11 protein-coding genes are annotated in these 18,241 nt (G+C 60.3%); 4 read left to right on the plus strand and 7 right to left on the minus strand.

Features of this window, described 5'->3' with window-relative positions:
* Positions 1 to 8 precede the first annotated feature (8 nt).
* Together ACQK2M_RS20640 and ACQK2M_RS20645 are read left to right on the plus strand one after the other, a co-directional pair.
* Positions 9 to 8,171 carry a hemagglutinin repeat-containing protein gene (locus tag ACQK2M_RS20640; RefSeq protein WP_425419351.1) on the plus strand — a complete coding sequence of 2,721 codons (8,163 nt, stop codon included), beginning with the start codon at positions 9 to 11 and terminating at the stop codon, positions 8,169 to 8,171.
* Positions 8,172 to 8,223: 52 nt separating this feature from the next.
* On the plus strand, positions 8,224 to 8,763 hold the full coding sequence (locus ACQK2M_RS20645) for an invasion associated locus B family protein (protein ID WP_425420103.1): 540 nt from the start codon (positions 8,224 to 8,226) through the stop codon (positions 8,761 to 8,763).
* Between the two features lie 40 nt (positions 8,764 to 8,803).
* Here ACQK2M_RS20645 and dgoD read toward each other — a convergent pair whose 3' ends face one another.
* From dgoD to ACQK2M_RS20665, 4 genes are all read right to left on the minus strand, one after another.
* Positions 8,804 to 9,976, minus strand: a complete 1,173-nt coding sequence (dgoD, locus tag ACQK2M_RS20650) for a galactonate dehydratase (RefSeq protein WP_425419352.1) — start codon at positions 9,974 to 9,976, stop codon at positions 8,804 to 8,806.
* 11 nt (positions 9,977 to 9,987) lie between these two features.
* Positions 9,988 to 11,298, minus strand: coding sequence for a TRAP transporter large permease (locus ACQK2M_RS20655; protein ID WP_425419353.1), 1,311 nt, complete (start codon positions 11,296 to 11,298; stop codon positions 9,988 to 9,990).
* A 1-nt stretch (position 11,299) separates the two neighbouring features.
* On the minus strand, positions 11,300 to 11,872 hold the full coding sequence (locus tag ACQK2M_RS20660) for a TRAP transporter small permease subunit (protein WP_425419354.1): 573 nt from the start codon (positions 11,870 to 11,872) through the stop codon (positions 11,300 to 11,302).
* 78 nt (positions 11,873 to 11,950) lie between these two features.
* Positions 11,951 to 12,970, minus strand: a complete 1,020-nt coding sequence (locus ACQK2M_RS20665; RefSeq protein WP_223479372.1) for a TRAP transporter substrate-binding protein — start codon at positions 12,968 to 12,970, stop codon at positions 11,951 to 11,953.
* 601 nt (positions 12,971 to 13,571) lie between these two features.
* On the opposite strand from ACQK2M_RS20665, the gene ACQK2M_RS20670 reads away from it, so the two are divergent.
* Positions 13,572 to 14,669: a DNA adenine methylase gene (locus ACQK2M_RS20670; protein ID WP_425419355.1), complete on the plus strand. Its 1,098-nt coding sequence runs from the start codon at positions 13,572 to 13,574 to the stop codon at positions 14,667 to 14,669.
* A 131-nt stretch (positions 14,670 to 14,800) separates the two neighbouring features.
* On the opposite strand, the gene ACQK2M_RS20675 is transcribed toward ACQK2M_RS20670, so the two are convergent.
* Entirely contained in the window at positions 14,801 to 15,613 is an 813-nt protein-coding gene (locus tag ACQK2M_RS20675; RefSeq protein ID WP_425416307.1) for an IS5 family transposase, read from the minus strand.
* Between ACQK2M_RS20675 and ACQK2M_RS20680 the strand changes: the two genes are divergently transcribed.
* Positions 15,612 to 16,427 (plus strand): DpnII family type II restriction endonuclease, encoded by an 816-nt coding sequence (locus ACQK2M_RS20680; protein WP_425419356.1) that lies wholly within the window; start codon positions 15,612 to 15,614, stop codon positions 16,425 to 16,427. The two genes, ACQK2M_RS20675 and ACQK2M_RS20680, sit on opposite strands and share 2 nt — an antisense overlap.
* A 281-nt stretch (positions 16,428 to 16,708) precedes the next feature.
* Here ACQK2M_RS20680 and ACQK2M_RS20685 read toward each other — a convergent pair whose 3' ends face one another.
* Positions 16,709 to 17,425 (minus strand): FadR/GntR family transcriptional regulator, encoded by a 717-nt coding sequence (locus ACQK2M_RS20685; protein ID WP_425419357.1) that lies wholly within the window; start codon positions 17,423 to 17,425, stop codon positions 16,709 to 16,711.
* A 33-nt stretch (positions 17,426 to 17,458) separates the two neighbouring features.
* Positions 17,459 to 18,241: an SDR family NAD(P)-dependent oxidoreductase gene (locus ACQK2M_RS20690; RefSeq protein WP_425419358.1), complete on the minus strand. Its 783-nt coding sequence runs from the start codon at positions 18,239 to 18,241 to the stop codon at positions 17,459 to 17,461.

Below are 18,241 nucleotides of genomic sequence, written 5' to 3' on the forward strand. Positions count from 1 at the left end.
AAAGTTTCATGAGCAATACATTTTTCAGTGGCCGTTACCTGTCGATGTGCGGCCTTGCATTGCTTGGCTCCTCATCCCTGACCCCGGCGCTTGCCCAATCGACGACACTCCAGATCGATCCTGCGGGGCAGAACAACACGTCGGTCACATCCGTCGTGGTCGAAGGTGAGGCCGAAGACACACCGGTCCTGAACATCGCCACGCCGAACGCGGCCGGGCTCTCGCACAATGTTTTCACGCAATACGATGTCGGTCCGGAAGGGCTGGTCATCAACAACCACGGCGGCGACGCGCCGATCGCATCCGATCTGGCCGGCGCGGTTCTGGCCAATCCCAATCTCTCGGCGAATGGCGAAGCGCAGACGATCCTCAACGAGATCACCAGCAACAGCCGGTCGTCCCTTCTCGGCCCGCAGGAACTGGTTGGCGGCGCCGCGGATTTCATCCTCGCCAACCCCAATGGCGTCACCTGCAGCGGTTGCGGCTTCCTTGCATTTCCGGGCGCGACGGTCATCACGGGAAAGCCGTCTCTGAATCCCGACGGGTCACTCGGCACGATCGATGTCGACGGAGGAGACGTTGCGATCGAGGGAGATGGCCTCGATGCGAGCACGGTCGATTATTTCGACATCGTCAGCCGTTCGGTCATCATCAACGGGCAGGTCAACGCCAAGAACCTCACCATAACCGCGGGCCGTAATCTCTACGACTACGGTACCGGTATCGCGACGCCGAAGGCCGATGATCCCAATGGGAAACCCGAATTCGGGATCGATTCCTCGGCGCTCGGCGGAATGTATGCCGACCGGATCAAACTGATCGGCACGGAAGCGGGTGTCGGGGTGCGTTTGCGTGGCGACGCCGCTGCCAATGCGGGTGAGATGACCATACGGGCCGACGGCAAACTCGTCTTCAAGAAGAATGCCGGCGCCTCCGCTCGCCCGCGGATTCGCTCGAAGGGCGCGCTGACAGCCACGTCTGACAGCGGTCCCATCGAGATCGATGGCGTCGATCTGGAATCGCAGGGCGATTTGCAGCTGAGCGGCACGGCGCTGATGGTTCTGAACGGATCGAGCGTGCGCTCGGTGACGCCCGATGGCGGGACTGCGCCCACCCTCACCGCGACGGCGGCGGACACTGTCCAGATCTCCGACTCGCTGTTGAGGAGCGACGGCCTGCTGAGCGTGACGGCGTCCACCATCGACGTGAACAGCGACAGCACCGCGCCCGACAAGGGCATCCAGGGATCCGCCGACGTGACCCTCACCGCGACGGACACGATCGCCAATGCCGGGTTCGTCGCCGCCGGAAGCAAGCTGACCCTGGAAGGCTGGAACCACATCACCAATAGCGGTGGCACGCTTCAGGCCGGCACCGAGATCGAATTTCGCGACGGTCCCGGCGGTGACGGCATTCTGACCAACGATGCCGACTCGACGATACTGGCGCCGGTCATCAATGCCGGTCTCGCGGGGATATATAATTCCGGTGCCATCATCGCGAATTCCAACTCGACGAAGAGCAGCCTGACTGCCGGTATCATCGAAAATACCGGAGACGGCGACAGGGACGTTTCCAGCACCAATGGCCTGATCTATGCCTATTCCGGCATCGATATTCTCACGTCCACACGCTTCGAGAACACCAGCGATGCGTATCTCTACGCGATCGAAGGCCCGATCACGCTTGGCGGTCTCGACATATCACAGGCGCAGGGCACCGTCCGGAATTACGATTCTTCGATCGAGAGCTTCAACGGCGATGTGTCGATCTATGCGGAGGTCTTCGAGAACACCGGCACGCCGGCGGTCGTCACCGATGGAGCCGCCGTGTTGATAGCCGATACGGGCTGGGACGACTTTATCGTTGTCGGTAGCCAGTTGATTCACCTCGTAGACTCATGCGGATCATTCGACGAAGGCAATTTCGACGAACATGTCAACCAGACGTGCGCCCGAATCGCGACCCAAACGACCCAGACAATCGAGGAAGCGCCAACCGACTATCGCAGCCAGTTGCTGGCCGGCGGCGACATCGAAATTTACGTACTGGACAGCGCGCTCAACAAGGCAAGCATCATCTCGGCCGCGCAGAACGTGACAATCAGCGGTCCGACGGATACGGGCGGCGACCCGTTGGCGACATTCGTCAATGAATCCCAGGCAATCTACACGATCACGACGCTGGCCGAATTCGAAAGGGATTCCTGGACCGGGGAAGGTCACTTCAAGACCCTTACGACGACGCCGACCTATGGCGTCACGTATCGGCAGGGATCCAATCTCGGAATTGCCTGTTACGACCCGGGCGAGATTTGTTTCAGCTACGTCTCGACAACAACAGGGCCCGTCGGGGGCGTCATTATCGGCGACGAGTACCTGAAAAGCTACGACGATATCGATCAGCCCGTTCACTACACCGACAATACCGGAATACGGTCGGCCGTCGAGGCTGGCGGAACATTGGCCGTTACCGGCGGGATGTCTATCCAGAACGTCAACAACGGGGCACACCAACGAGAGGGTAGCACGAGCCTTTCCGCGGGCGAATCCTCGCTTTCGCCACCCGATGCCGCCAGCCTTGTCAGCAACAATCCGCTGGTCGTTCAAAACCCCGACCCCAACGCGCAGTTCGTTTTCCAGACCGATCCGCGGTTCTCCGTTTCCGGCCTGTATGGTTCTTCGGATTTCCTTGCCCAGATGGGTGTGAATGTTGCCGAGTACCAGTTCCTCGGCGATTCCTACTATGAACAGCTCTACCTGCGGCAGCAGATCCTGAGCGCAACCGGTCAGCGTTTCGTGGCCCAGGGGCTGGGGAGCGAGGAAGAGCAATACAAGTACCTGCTCGAGCGTGGCGAGTCGCTGCGCGGCGATCTGAATATCGGCATTGGCGTCGCGCTGACGCCCGACCAGATGGCCAATCTGCAGGAAGACGTGGTTCTGCTCGTCGAAACCGAGGTCGACGGCAAGTCCGTATTGGCCCCCAAACTCTATCTCGCGGCGAACCGCGACACGACAATCGTCGGCGGCGCGCTTCTCGCAGCCACAGACATCAAGCTGGATACCGCAGGCTCGGTCACCAATGAAGGAACGTTGCTGGCGAGCAACGACCTGACGGTCAATTCGGGCGGCGAAGTCACCAACGAGCTTGGCCGAATCGAGGCGGGCGAGGACGTCACCATCACGGCCGATGGCGACATCACCAATCTGAGCGCGGAAATCAGCGGCGGTTCAGTCACGCTGGAAAGCCGCGAAGGCTCGGTCGTCAACAAGACGCTGACATCCGACGCTCGCGACTCGAGCGGCGAAGCCGTCGAAACCCAGGTCGGCGATACCGCGACGATAACCGCGCGTGACGATCTGACGATCTCCGCGAAAGACGAGATCGTGTCCAGCGGCGGCGAGCTTGGCAGCGGTGGCGATACGGAACTGAATGCCCAGGACGTGACTCTGGAGGGAATCGAGGAGAAGTCCACGACAATAACGACCGAACAGACGAACGGAGGCCTCGGAGAAGAAAGCTCGACTACGCGTACCGTCGTGGTCGATACCGAGGTCGAGGGTAGCGGGCTCAGCGTTGGCGGGAACCTCACGGTCAATGCCGGCAATCAGGTTACTGTCAGGGGCAGCGATGTGGATGTCGAGGGCGATAGCGATATCAACGCGGCCAATGTCGTCATCGAGTCGCAGACGGAGACGACGACTGTATCGGAAACGACCGAGCGGTCGGACATCTATGAAAAGCGAGACGACGGATCGATCGTCCTCTTCGGTACCGGCGAAACGACGGTCGAGGGCACAGTGACGACCGAGCGCGGCTCGAACGTCGATTTCGGCGAAAATGTCACGATAAGCAACGGCGTGGACGAGAACGGCAAGGTTCAGGCAGCAGATTCCGTGCGGATTTCCGGATCCGACGTATCGGTCGGTAACGCGACGATAACGTCGAGGGACGTCACTATCGAGGCGGCGACCGAAACCGTGGATGTCACCCAAACGGAGACGGACCGGGGCAGCGTACTCGGCGGCCAGACACGTTCGGGCGCGCCCAGCGACGAAGACGAAACGGGAGAGGATTCCGCCGGCGCCAGCGGTTCGATCGAAGTCTATACCAGCGAGACAACCACCGACGAACTCTACCAGGAAACGTCCCGCGCCAGCGACATCAATGTAGAGGGTTCGCTGACCATCAATGGCGGCGACGAAGCCGATGGCCAAGATGACGATTCCAGCGTCACCATAACCGGCAGCGATGTCAGTGTCGGCGGGAAGCTGAAGATCGATTCCAAGGACGTCACGATCGAGACGCACCAGACGGAGACGGAATTTTCGACGACTACGACAGAGACCACAGGGGTTCTTGGAGGCAGCGTCGATACCAATGAACTCGTGGTGGAAGGCGGGGTGGATGTCGATTCCAGCACGACCACGCTCAACGCGACCGAGAACCGCTCCACCACCATCTCGGCCGGCGAAGTCGAAATCAACGCATCGGGCACCGTGACCGACCGGGGCACCGTGTATGACGTCGAAGGCGATATCTCGATCAACGGCGATGACGGCGTCTCCGTCGAGGCGCCGACCGATACCACCACGGTCACGCAGGAAGGATCCGAGACAAGCGTCAGGGCCGGCGTGGCCGTCGATTACAGCACGATCGGCGGAGCCATCGACGACGTGCAGGACAAGGTGCTTGCCGAAGACGAGAAACGGCGCATCGCGGCGATCGAGGAAAACGACCCCGACCAGGCGCAAGAGGAACGCGAAAACACGAATGTCGATCTCGACCCGGAAATGGACGGTCTCAGCCCGCAGAACATCGACGATATCGTGCCCGGCGCGGAGGTCTATGTTTCCGCCGAGCACAACGAAACCACCGACACGGTTGTCAACGAAGAGGCAGTGACTTCCGACATGACCTCGCGCTCGGGAAAGATCACCATCACGAGCGGCGCCACAGGCGACGGTATCACGATTGAGGGGGCGGAGCTTTCGGCGGATAAGGGCATTGAGATTAAGTCAAGAGCCGGTGTCGATGTAACAGTGGCCGAAACCACCGATACGCGCACGACAAGTGAAACCGGCGGAAGCGGTCGAGCCAGTTACGATGTGATTGACCAGAGTGTCTCGCTTGAAGGCGAAGGCCATTCAACTGAACTCGATGGTGATGATCCGAATGTGAAGATTACCAACCAGGATACGGCAACACTAGCCACCAGGTCTGGCGGCGTCACGATCGACGGCGGACAGGGTGGAACCAGTCTGACCGGCACCAAGGTCGACGGTGGCGGAGGAGTCGTGATCTCTGGTAAGGATGTTACCCTGAACGCTGCAGAGAACACCTACGAGACGAAGGAACAGTCCACCTCGGGCGGCGGCAGCGTGACTGTCGGAAAGAAGGCGCTCTCCGTCTCCGGGAGCGGTGCTTTCTCCTCCAGCGAGGAAAGCTACTCGGAGGCCGATACGACCCAATTGTCGAGCCCGGACAGCAGCATCACAGTCACAGCAACGGGTTCCGAGGGCGAGACCGGCAAGCTGGCGTCTGAGGGGACCGATTTTTACGCAAAGTCTGGCGACGTCAACCTAAGCGGCGGCGAGGTAAAGCTGGATACTGCCACGAACACATACCACCGTGAATCCGAAAGCGTGTCCGTGGAGGTCGGAATCGGTGGCACGCAAGCCGGATCAAGCGAAGTCCAGGACAATGTCGATGGGGGGCTGAGCAATTCGGGGCAAAGCGGCGATGTCGGTGCGTCCGTCCAGTATTCGACATCCAACGAGACGACAAACGAGGCCGTCCAATCCACCTATAACGCGCAGAACCTGACGGTCACCTCGACGAATGGGGGCGTAACGATCGTCGGCGGCGAGGCGAATGTCACCGAGGAGACGGATATATCCGCAAATGGCGGCTCGGTTTCCTTGGAGGCCGCGACCAGCACCTACGAAAAACAATCCACCGATATCGATGTGAGCGTGGGGCTGAGCCTTGATATCGGCACAAACAAGACAGGCCAGGGAACAAAGGACTCGGGTGGGTCTTCGGATTCGGACTCAAGCAACGGCGGGAACTCCAGCCAAAGCGACGGCAGCAAGACCACGACGCAAAATGGCGCGCCGCCACGGCCTTCGAACCCCGCGCCAAGCGACGGCGGCAAGACCACGACGCCTGCACCGACCGGCAAGTTGGACGAGAAAGATTCGAGTGAGACGGAAAACGAGAAGAAGGATCCGGGGATTGTCGACACCCTGCTTGGTACAGTTGATATCGAGGGTTCGATCGAAGTCGAGGACACCACCATCGTGGAAAAAGAGGGTGGCACCTTCAACTCGGGTGGCAGTTTCAATGTCAAGGGAGACGGGATCGAGATGGAGGGAACCCAGGTCAATGCGAATGGCGGGAGCCTGGATTCGAATGGAAGGGATCTGACGGTCTCGTCCGCGGAATCCACAATCGACTCCACCCAGTTCGGGCTGGAGATCGGCGTCGGAGTCGAAGTTCAGAAGAAGTCGAAGACGACCAGCAGCAACTCCGGTAACGACACGGACAAGACTACCACGCAAGACGACTCGTCATCGAAATCGTCCACATCGTCATCAAGCGATGCGGGCAAGACCACGACGCAGGACGACGCGTCGTCGAAAACATCCACATCGTCATCGAGCGATGCGGGCAAGACCACGACGCAGGACGACGCGTCGTCGAAAACATCCACACCGTCATCGAGCCATGCGGGCAAGACCACGACGCAGGACGACGCGTCGTCGAAAACATCCACATCGTCATCAAGCGATGCGGGCAAGACCACGACGCAGGACGACTCTTCGTCGAAATCGTCCACATCGTCATCGAGCGATGCAGGCAAGACCACGACACCGAACGCGGCCCCGCCACGGCCATCGTCGCCCGCGCCGGCGACACCGTCCGTCAACGATCCCTCCAAAGGCTCGACCGGCAAGACCACGACACCGAACGCGGCTCCGCCACGGCCATCGTCGCCCGCGCCGTCGTCTCCTCCGGGCGACGATTCCGCGAAAGGCTCGACGGACAACGATGCCGACACGCCCCGGACGAAAGACGGTTCGCTGAAGACCTACGACCTCGCCGGCATACTCGATACTGGCGCGGACATCGATCTGAACCACTCGGAGAAGGAGAACACGACGGCCGGTGAACAGAGCGGCATAACGGCGACAGGCAATCTGACAGTCAATGTGGGCGGCAAGACAACCCTCAACGCGGGAAAGATTGCCGCTGGCGAAGACGGAACGCTCGATGTGACAACAGGGGAACTGGTGGTCGGCGACGATCTGGAAGGGTCGAAAACCCAGGACATGTTCAATTTCCGCTTTGCCGCGACGGCGACGGATGTTCAGGAGATCGCCGAGAACTGGGACACGACGGAGGATACAGCCTTCCAGGAACAGGGCTTCATAAAGGCCGACGCCCAGGGTGACAGCACGGAACTCGATCAGACCGTCAGGAGCACGATTGGCGAAGGCAATGTGACGGTGACCGGCTCCGGCGCCAACGAGCTCGACGAGGCGAACCGGGTTGTGGAAACGGCCGTGACGACGACCGGAGAGGACCGCGAACTGAACCTGAAGGATACAAACGTGCTTGCCGGCGATATCGCCCAGGATGCGATCGACGATCTCAATTCACGAATCGGTTCGAGCATCGAGACGGGAGGGGAGGTCCAGGAGGATCTCACGAACGATATCGAGCTTCGATCAGAGGAAATGGGCGACATTGCTGACGCCGTGGAGCGCGGAGAGGAACTGGGAGACAGCGCGCGCACCATGGTTGCAGTCGCGGAAGCCGGCGCGACGTCCGATGTGCTGACCGGCCGGTTCGGCGACGATGTTACCGAAGAGCAATCGGTCGCGGTTCACGAAAGCGAGGCCGTGCGCAATGCGTCCTATTTTTCGGCGGAGTTGCGAAAGGCGCAGGCCGGCAACCGGCAGCCAACCCCGCAAGAGGTCGAGGCGATATTCCGGAAGGCGGGCATATCGGTCGATCTGGTCAATGCAGCCGATCCGCAGGCAGCCTACGACGCCGCCGTCGAAGCCCTCGTCGCCAGCGCCGGCAGCGACCTGAATACCATCCTGGGCAAGAACCTGGCGCCACAGGAAATCGAGGCGCTGATCAATGACCTGTCGAAGCAGTAAACGCCGATGCGGCAGCCAGCGGTTGCCGGCACCCGGCGTCGCCTTGCTCTTGATGATGCTGCTGTTGCCGGCGGCCGCATGGGCTCAACAGGATGAAACCGCGGACCCGCCGCCGGCGGAGATCGGCAGTCGCGCGGAAACGACCGAGGTGGCGTTCAAGGACTGGCGGGTGATCTGTCCGGCGTCGGACAGCGGCCCGCTCGCCATCTGTGTCATGGCCCCGCGCATCGTTTCCGATGAACAGGCCCAGGCACCGATCAAAATGGCCCTGGAGTTGCACGGCGAAGGCGCGAAAGAGCAGGCGCTGGTGATCTTCAGTGCGCCGCAGGATACGCTGCTTCCCGCGGGGGTGGTGTTTCAGGTCGACAATCGCCGCGGCGTGAAAGTGCCTTTCCGCTCCTGTTCGAACAACGGATGCCTGGCGCCGTTCAATCCCGACAAGTCGGTGATGGACGGGTTTCTGCGCGGGCTCGACCTGAAGGTCGCCTCGCTGGCTTTGGACGGGTCGCAACGAACCGCCGAGGTCTCGCTTCGCGGATTCACCGCTGCCCTGCGCGCGCTTCGCGAGTCCGTTTACGGGAAGCAAGATTAGGCACGAAGGTTTCTGACAGCGGCTGCGGAGTGACGCGGAACTACCAGTTTACGATGGTTCCGTCGTCAAGAACGGCGGCCTTTGTATGATAGACTTCCGGCGAGAACGGGTGCCTGGCGCATTCGTCCTCGTCCACCTCAATCCCCAGACCCGGCGCGTCCGGGACCTGCCAGTGTCCGTCCTTCATGACGATCGGTCCGCGCACCACGTCAAAATACCACGGAACCGCGCCGACCATCTCTTCCTGGATGATGTGGTTGGGCGTGGAGACGGCGAAATGCAGCGCCGCGGCGCCGGCGATCGGCCCGAGCGGGTTGTGCGGCGCGACGCCCATGCCTGCCGTTTCCGCCATGGCGGCGATCTTCTTGGCCTCCAGCAGGCCGCCGCAATGGCAGATATCGGGCTGAGCGATATCCATAGCGCGCATGTGAAAATGTTCTTCGAATTCGCTGCGCTCGATCAAGCGTTCGCCCGTCGCGATGGGAACGGGCGATCTGTCCGTTACCCGTTTCATGCCGCGAACATCGCCAGGCTGAACGGGTTCCTCGACAAACATCGGCGCGTAGGGGGCGACGGCATCGATGAACGACATGGCGGCAGCCGCCGATCCCGGTTTTCCATGAAAATCGAGCATGATCTCGGTGTCCGGGCCGGTCGCCTCGCGCAGCCCCGCCATGAGGCGCTCCACATGCGATACGGCCTTGCGCGGCGCATAAGCATGAACATAGGGCAGGATCACAACCTTGAACGCGGTGTACCCCTTCGCGAGCACCTCTTGCGCGCGTTCGATCAGTGGATCGACGCTTTCGGTCTCGTAGACGGCGCGCATGTCGCCGAAACCGAGATGGGTATAGACATGCACCTTGTCGCGTGTCTGCCCGCCCAGAAGCCGCCAGACCGGCACGCCGAAATGCTTGCCCGCGATGTCCCACAGGGCGAGTTCGATCCCGGAGACCGCGCTCATGCCGATCGCGCCGAGCGGCCAGAAGGACTGTTTGCGCATGGCCCGGACCGCCTGCTCGATATCGAGCGGATTCCTGCCGATGACCAGCGGAGCGAGATCCTCGATCGCGCCGGCGACGCCGCGTGTCTTCCATTCGAGCGTGGCTTCGCCCCAGCCGTGAAGGCCCGGCACGTCGGTCTGGACCTTGACGAAGACCCAGTTGCGCATCTCGGCGTTGACGACATGCGCAGTGATAGAGACGATCTTCACCCGATCGTCTCCTAGATGGGCCAGATGGCAAGCGGCGGATAGAACAGCAGGATGCCCAGCACCAGCAACTGAAGCGCGATGAACGGCAGCAGCGCCGTGTAGATGTGCTTCAGGGTGATGTCGGGCGGCGCCACGCTCTTCAGGTAGAAGGCCGCCGGACCAAAGGGCGGTGTCAGATAGGACACCTGCATGTTGACCGCGAACAGGATGCCGAACCAGATCGGATCATAGCCGAGCTGCTTGACGATCGGGACGAAGATCGGAAGCGTCAGCAGCGCGATTCCGATCCAGTCGAGGAACATGCCGAGCACGATCAGGATCGCCATCATCACCATGATGATGATCACCGGCGAGGCGTCGAGCCCGAGGATCGCGGCGGACACGAACCGGTTGCCGCCCATGAGATTGTAGACGCCGACCAGCACGGCGGCGGCGATGCCGATCCAGATGATCATGCCGCAAGTCTCCAGCGTGTGGACGAGACTTGCCTGCAGCATCTTGACATTGAGCTCGCGGCGCAGCGCGGAAATGATCAGGACCGACGAGACGCCAAGCGCCGCGGCCTCGGTGATCGAGGCGACGCCGGCATAGATCGACCCCAGCACCGCGATGACGATGAAGAGCGGCGCGATCAGTGCCTTGAGCGCGGAGCCGACGGATTCCTCTGCCTGCTCCTCCACCGACATGGGCGGACCGAGGGCGGGGTTTTTCAGGCAGCGTACCAGCACATAGGCGATGTAGAAGCCGAGCAGCAGCATGGCCGGCGTGATCGCGGCGACGAACAGGTCGGCGATCGAGACGCCCGCGACGAGGCCGTAGATGATCAGGACGATCGACGGCGGCATCATGGTGCCGAGCGAACCGCCCGCACAGACCACGCCGATGGACAGCGAGCGGTCGTAACCCAGCCGCAGCATTTGCGGCAGCGCGAGGATGCCCAACAGGACGATCTCGCCGCCGATGACGCCGGACATGGCCGCCATCAGGATTGCCACGATCAGCGTTTGAACCGCGACGCCGCCGGGCAGACGCCCGGCGAGTATTCGCATCCCGTTGAACAGGTCCTTGGCGATGCCCGACCTGTCGAGCAAGGCAGCCATCAGGATGAACATGGGAATGGCGACGAGCGAATACTCGGTAATGAAGCCGAAAATGCGCGAGGTCACGAGCGGCAGGGCATTTCCGCCGAACCAGCCGAAGGTGAAGATCAGCGCGACGAGCCCGGTCACCCAGGCGAGCGGCTGTCCGGTAATCAGCAGCAGAAAGATCAGCCCGACGAGAAGGAAGGTGCCGTACTCGATGCCGAGAGCGTCAAGTCCCATGTCAGCGTTCCCCGCCCTGTTCCTGCCGGACGTCGCGGCGAATGGCCTTGACCAGATGAGTGGCCGACTGGACGAACATCAGCACAACGCAGAACAGGATGATGATCTTGAGCAGCGCCGGCGTAGGCGGGTTCCAGGCCGTACCCGTCCCCTCGAAGTGAATGTCGCCGGTCGGCGTATGCGTCGCCTTCCAGGCAAGGATCCAGCCGGCGTATCCGAGGCCGGCGAAAAATATCATCGCGATGATCGAGTTGACGATGTCGAGCCAGCGGCGCGTGGCCGGCGACACGGTGTCGTAGATCATGCGCACGCGGATGTGCTTGTCGCGGGCAAGCGCAATGGGGCCGCCGACAAGGAAGATCGCGGCGATCAGGAATGTCGTGGATTCATGCACCCACATCGTCGGGCTGTCGAAGACATAGCGCGCGATCACCTCGAAGACGCTGATGGCGAAAGCGACGAAAATCGCCCAGGACAGGATTTTCGCGGAATTCGCGACAACCCGGTCGAGACCGCTTCTAATCTCGACGTCTTCCTCCGGCGGCTCCGGGATCAGATCCGGATTGTCCGACATGGTTTCCTCCCCGTCAGGTGTCCGCGCCCGGCCGATTGTCCGGCCGGGCGCTTGTCTTTTCCGGTCAAATTGTCCGGATCAGAGCTGGTTGCGGCCCTTCAGGTAGGAGACCACGGCGTCGTAGTAGCGCTGGGTCATCTCGGTCTTGCCAGCCCAGTTCTCCCACTCCTGCTGCGCGATCTGGCGGAACTTCGTCCGCTCATCGCCCGACCAGTTGATGATCTCGATCTCCGGGTTTTCCTTCGCCGTGGCGACGGCTTCGGCGTCGAGCTTGCGCACCGAGTAGACGTGCTGGAAGATGAACTTGTCGACGGATGCGTTGAGGATCGCCTTCAGGTCATCCGGCAGATCGTCCCAGATCGACTTGGTCATGGAGATGTCGATCAGCGGCAACGAGTGGAAGCCCGGATAGAGCGGATAGTGGGCGATGTCGTTCATGCCCTGCGCCTGGTTGGTGGCGAAGACCGTATAGTCGGCAGCTTCGACGACACCCTTGTCGAGCGCGGTGAAGACCTCGGAACCCGGCAGCGCGACAGGCGACGCTCCAGCCTTGGAGAAGATCTCGTAGACCATGCCTTCAGGCGCGCGCAGCTTCAGGCCCTTGAGGTCCTCGACCGTGCGCACAGGCTTGGAGGAAACGAAGGCCTCCGGTTCGGTCGCCGCGGCACCGATGAAGTGCACGCCGTAGGGTTCGACCAGTTCGGCGTAGAGTTCGTGACCGCCGCCCGACTGCATGAAGCCGAGCAGTTCGAACGGATCGCTCCACGCGCCGACCAGGTTGCCCATCATGGCGAAGGCCGGGTCCTTGCCCGCGAAGTAGCTCGGGTCAGTCAGGTGGCCCTGCAGGATGCCGGAGCCGACAGCATCGAGTGTGTCGGTGTGCGGGACAACGGCGCCGATCGGCAGGATCTCGATCTCGATCCGTCCGCCGGACATCTCTTTGACGCTTTCGGCCCATTTCTGTTTGTTGATGAAGCCCGGCTCGCCGGCGGTTTCGGACGTCTGGAACGTCCAGTTATAATCCGCGGCCATGGCCGCACCGGACACAAGAAGTGCCGAGGCCGTGACAAGCGCATGGCCAAGTAATTTCTTCAGCATTTGGTTTCCTCCCAAGAGACTGCTCTCATTGTCGGACCGGACGGTCCCTCAGGCCATCGTTTCGTGGACTGAACGGCAACAAATGCATGAAGCGCACGCATGATCAACAGCTCCCATCGGAAATAATCATACTTTTTACCGCGAATGATGCGGTTCCGAGATATCGCGCTTCAAGGCGAAGATTACCAAGATCGTAGCGGAATCCCGCCAGTACGATCACGCAGCTGGGGAGGTGAGCCGGGGGCAGTCAGACGAATCCCAACCAGTCTCTGTTTCGCGAAAACGCCCTGCCCCATGCCATAAAAAGCTGGCGCCACTCTTCGGGAAATGATTGTCGGGCGGAAGCCGATGGGGGCGATAATTGAGGCGCTTCGTTCTTCCAGACGATCGCCTGTCAGGGACAAGGGCAGCCGGTTTTTTTGTGGCGATGTCCATAACCGAGCGTTCCGGCACTGATCCGTCGCCACTCTACCACCTGTAGGGCAGACTAAACGTGGAGCGTCACTCCCGGTCTGTTATCATTCGACCTCGCGCCGATTCGCGCGTAACTTGGCACTGAAACTAACTTTTCGACTTCAGCAGTTACAAAGAGAACGCTCTTATGCCCGCCACCGCGTCAGTTGTTGTCCCTTTCACGCCGAAAGATTCTGAGCCGGATGACGCACCCGCGGCAATTCCCGAGCGAGCGTCTCGCTACCCCGAAATGCGCTATATGGGCTCCAAGAAACGCCTCCTGCCATGGATTCATGAAGTCTTGGAAACGCTGGACTTCGAAACGGCGCTTGATCCCTTTTCCGGAACTGGCAGCGTCGCCTACTTGATGAAAACCATGGGCCGACGGGTGGTGGCGTCAGACTTCCTCAACTTTTCGAGTCTGGTGGCGAAGGCGACGATCGAGAACAATCGCACCCACCTGGACGGCAAAGCGGTCAAACAACTGCTCGACCGGAGCCGATCCGCGCACAGCTTTATCGAAGACACCTTCAACGGCGTCTTCTACACACGGGAAGACCTCCAATTTCTCGATAGCATATCGGGGAATATCAGGCTCCTTCAGCACCCACACCAACAGGCCTTGGCTTTTTCCGCCTTGTTTCGGTCTTGCTTGAAACGGCAACCTCGCGGCGTTTTCACGCTTTCCGGCGATCTCTCCAGATATGACGACGGCAGACGTGACCTGCGCCTTACCATCGAAGAGCATTTCCTGGAGCAGGTTGAAGTCTACAACGCCGCGGTCTGTGACAATGGGCGTCGCAACCTCGCCTACCGCTCAGATGTATTCGAACTCCCGAAGAAGGCGATTGATCTTGTATATCTCGATCCGCCATACGTGCCTCGCGCCGACGATAACTGCTATATTAAGCGATATCATTTCTTAGAGGGGCTTTCATGCTACTGGCAAGGGATGCCGGTCGACCAAACAACGAAGGTCAAGAAGATCGCCAAAAAGCACACGCCCTTCAACTACCGGCGAAACGCGGTAGACGCCTTCGAGCGCATGTTTGCAAAATTCTCGAACAGCCAGATCGTGCTATCCTATAGCTCGAATGGTTACCCGGATCTGGATCAACTCATTTCCCTCCTGAGAAGGCACAAGGACACGGTGAAAGTCTTTGAGAAGCCGCACCGCTATCACTTTGGCACGCACAAGAACGTCTCCAGGGCCGCAGTTACCGAATATCTGATCGTGGGCCGCTGATGCAGGCAATCGAACAGCGCCTTGATGAAGTTGTTGCGTCACTCAGCCCGCTGGATGTGGACTGGATGGATGATGCGGCAGCCGCGGCAATAGCGAAGCTCGCCGACCTGCCTAAGAGTCCGACTCGAAACTCATGCTGACCGGGCCAGTCGTCGTGTGAGCAGCATGACGGATGCGGCGTAGAGGAAGACCTCGGCGGAGGCGATGGTGCCTTCGAAATCCTTGGCCAGCCGTCGGTTGCGACTGATCCAGGCGAATGTGCGTTCGACCACCCAGCGGCGCGGCAGGACGTGGAAGCCGATCTGGTTGGCGATCTTCTTGACCACCTCGATGGCGATGCATGTTGCATCCTTGACCCTCTGGGCGCCATAGGCGCTGTCGGCGAAGGTGATTTCGACGAAAGGGAAGGATCGTCGTGACGCCTTGAGCAGCGGGACGGCACCGTCACGATCCTGAATGTCGGCCGGATGCGCCTGGATGACCAAGGCCCGGCCATCGGTATCGACCATGGCGTGGCGCTTGCGCCCTTTGATCTTCTTGCCAGCGTCAAAGCCCCTGGGGCCGCCGGCCTCGACGGTCTTGACGCTTTGGCTGTCGATCACCGCCGCCGAGGGACTGGCCTCACGTCCGGTCCGTTCTCGATCGGTCATGACAAGGTGGTGATTGATTGTCTGGAACAGACCTTCGCGGCGGAAGCGCAGGAACCAGCCATAGACCGTCGTCATCGGCGGGAAGTCCTTGGGCAGAAGCCGCCAGGCGATGCCACCCCGCAGCACATAGAAGATGGCGTTCATGATCTCGCGCATCGGCCATTGACGCGGCCGGCCGGTCCTTGCCGGCGCCGGCATGAAAGGGGCGAGAATTTCCCATTCCGCATCACTCAGATCGCTTCCATAACGCAGATGATCGCGGCTATGCTGCCGCCGGGTGGCCGGTGTCCACATGAGGCTCTCCAAACTGGCTTTGACAACCGTTTGGAATCACATTCGGGACCGGCCATCCAGCCTCGCCCCGAGTTTCAGGACGGCCTCTAAGAAGGATGACTACGACCGCAGAGACATTGCTCTGCTTTTCGATGGCCCGTTTGATATCGGCATTCTTTGTTGCCGTCTTTTTCTTATAATGTCCAAAGACTCAATGGATGCCAAGTTGAAGAGAGCGCTCGGGAAAAGTGGAAGCGGTAAGACGCGGCTGAAAAAAGATCCCGAAGGCTTCTATGCCGCTCTTGAGGAGATGGGCCTTTTGGAAGCCATGGCCGAAACAATCAACTACAAGCCTATCTGGAGCGACATTCTCGTGGAGCGACTGCGGGCTGGACGAGGCTCTGCGATCTCCGGCCAAAGGCGAGGCCGCGGACTTGAAGACGTCGTCGAAGGCCTAGTTGGCGAGGTTTTCGGGAAGGACGGCTACGAGACTCGCTGCACTTTCTCTGGCGTGCGCGGCAAGAGCGCGAAATGTGATGTGGTGATTCCAGATCGCCACCACCCGCGGATAATCATCGAAGTTAAAGGGTACGGCGCAACCGGCTCAAAGATGACGGACGTCATTGGCGATCTTGATGCGATCGTAGAAGCCAAGCGGCACGACACAACTCTCCTGTTCTTCACCGACGGGACCACATGGGAAGCACGCCTTTCGGACCTACAAAAGATCATTGAACGGCAGAACGATGGTAGGATCGCGCGAATCTACACGACCAAAATGAGGGAAAGGTTTATCGAAGATCTTCAGGTATTGAAGAGTGAGCACGGGATATAAGCTGCCGTTACTCCCGCTGAGCCAGCAACAATCGCGGATAGACCACTGCTCCCATTGACATTTGTCGTATAACCCAGCGTTCTCGAACTTTAGCCACACCGACCGATGGCTGAAACAAACGATCCAGCGGTCAACGAGCGATTAATTTAGAGTTCCTATTCATCGCTTAAGTTACCAAAAGCATAAACAGCTATCGTCTGGAACGTCGTCTGGATCCGAACGACAAGACCGGGGACTCGATGCCCGACCGCAGGATTTTCGGCGCGTTCGGAACGCCTGCATTATAGCCCCAATCTTCGGGACGAATTATCCAGATGGAATTGCATCGCCTGACGTGCGCCCTCGGGATCATGGGCAGCGAGGCAGCGGAAGATTTCGTCGTGCTCCTCGGCGGATACCTCGATCGTCTCCTCGAAATTGAGCGATTTCAGCGCTACCGAGATGCTCTCCTTCAGCTTCATATCGACGAAGGAAATGAACAGGACGAGGAACGGGTTCTTGCTTGCGGACGCTATCGCTCGGTGGAAGGCGATATCGGCCTCGACATAGGTCTCATGGTTCACGTCGGGCCCGATCATCGTCGCGAGGTGTCTACGCAATTCCTCGAGATCGTCTTCGTCGTGGTGCAACGCCGCGAGGGCCGCGGTGCCGCTTTCGAGCACTTTTCGGACATCGTACAGGCGTTGATAGTCCTCCGGTCGGGAGAGCGCGGACTGCGCGATGGTCAGGAAACGGCTTTCTTCGGGGGAGGCGACGAAAACACCCCGCCCCTGCTGGGAGGTAACCAATCCTTCGTGACGCAGGCGCGCAATCGCTTCGCGGACAACCACGCGGCTCACGCCGTGGTTTTCGCTCATTTCGCGTTCAGTTGGCAGCTTGCTACCGGTAGCGAGCTTGCCTTTCACGATCTGACCGCGAATTTCATCGGCGATGATCGCAGGAAGATCCGACGTGCCGAGGCGCCTGCGGTTCTGCGAGTTGGCTTTTGTCTCAGGCATGCAATTCCTCCCACTCCTGAAGGGCGATCCGGACTATACTCCGAGTTGCGCTTTCAGGCCTCCGTCGACCGAAAAATCTCCGCCTATGCAGAATTGTGATTCCGGGCCGACGAGAAATGCCACCATTGCACCGATCTCTTCAACGGTTCCGACGCGTCCGGCGGCATGCGACGCGCCGAATTCCGCGAGCGTGGCCTCCATGTCTCCACCTTCAGGCGTCAGTTCGCGCGCCGCGAATTCCAGCAGCGGCGTGCGAATGGAGCCGGGGGAAATCGAGTTCACGCGAACCCGGTCGCGGGCGCAATCGACAGCCATGGCGCGGGTGAGTGCATGGATCGCACCCTTGCTGGTCGCATAGGCAAGCACGTTGTTCTGGTTCAGGTGGCCCTGCACCGAAGCGATATTGACGATGGATGCGGTCTCGCAAGCCTTGAGCAGCGGATAGAGAAAATGCGCCATGTAGAAATATCCGCTCAGGTTTACATCGATCACGTGGCGCCAGGCCTCCGGTGTCGTGGTCTCGATCGTCCCATAGGGCTGAATGCCGGCGCAGTTTACAAGGGCATCCAGACGCGATGTCTGTCCTGCGATGCCGGCCGCGAATGCGCGTACATCCTCTTCCCTGGACACGTCGAGCTGGACGACCTCTATCGGCTTGCCGGCCGTGCGCTCCCGCGCGGCCTTGTTGTCGGCCGGATCGACACCGCAGAGAATCACGCCGAAGCCCTCTTCCAGCAAGCGGGTCGCCACCCCCAGTCCGATTCCGGCACTGCCTGTGACAACGGCCAGTTTCGAGCAGTCTTTCCAGTTGGTCAT

It is taken from the genome of Oricola indica (genome assembly GCF_965227485.1).
Lineage (GTDB): Bacteria > Pseudomonadota > Alphaproteobacteria > Rhizobiales > Rhizobiaceae > Oricola > Oricola indica.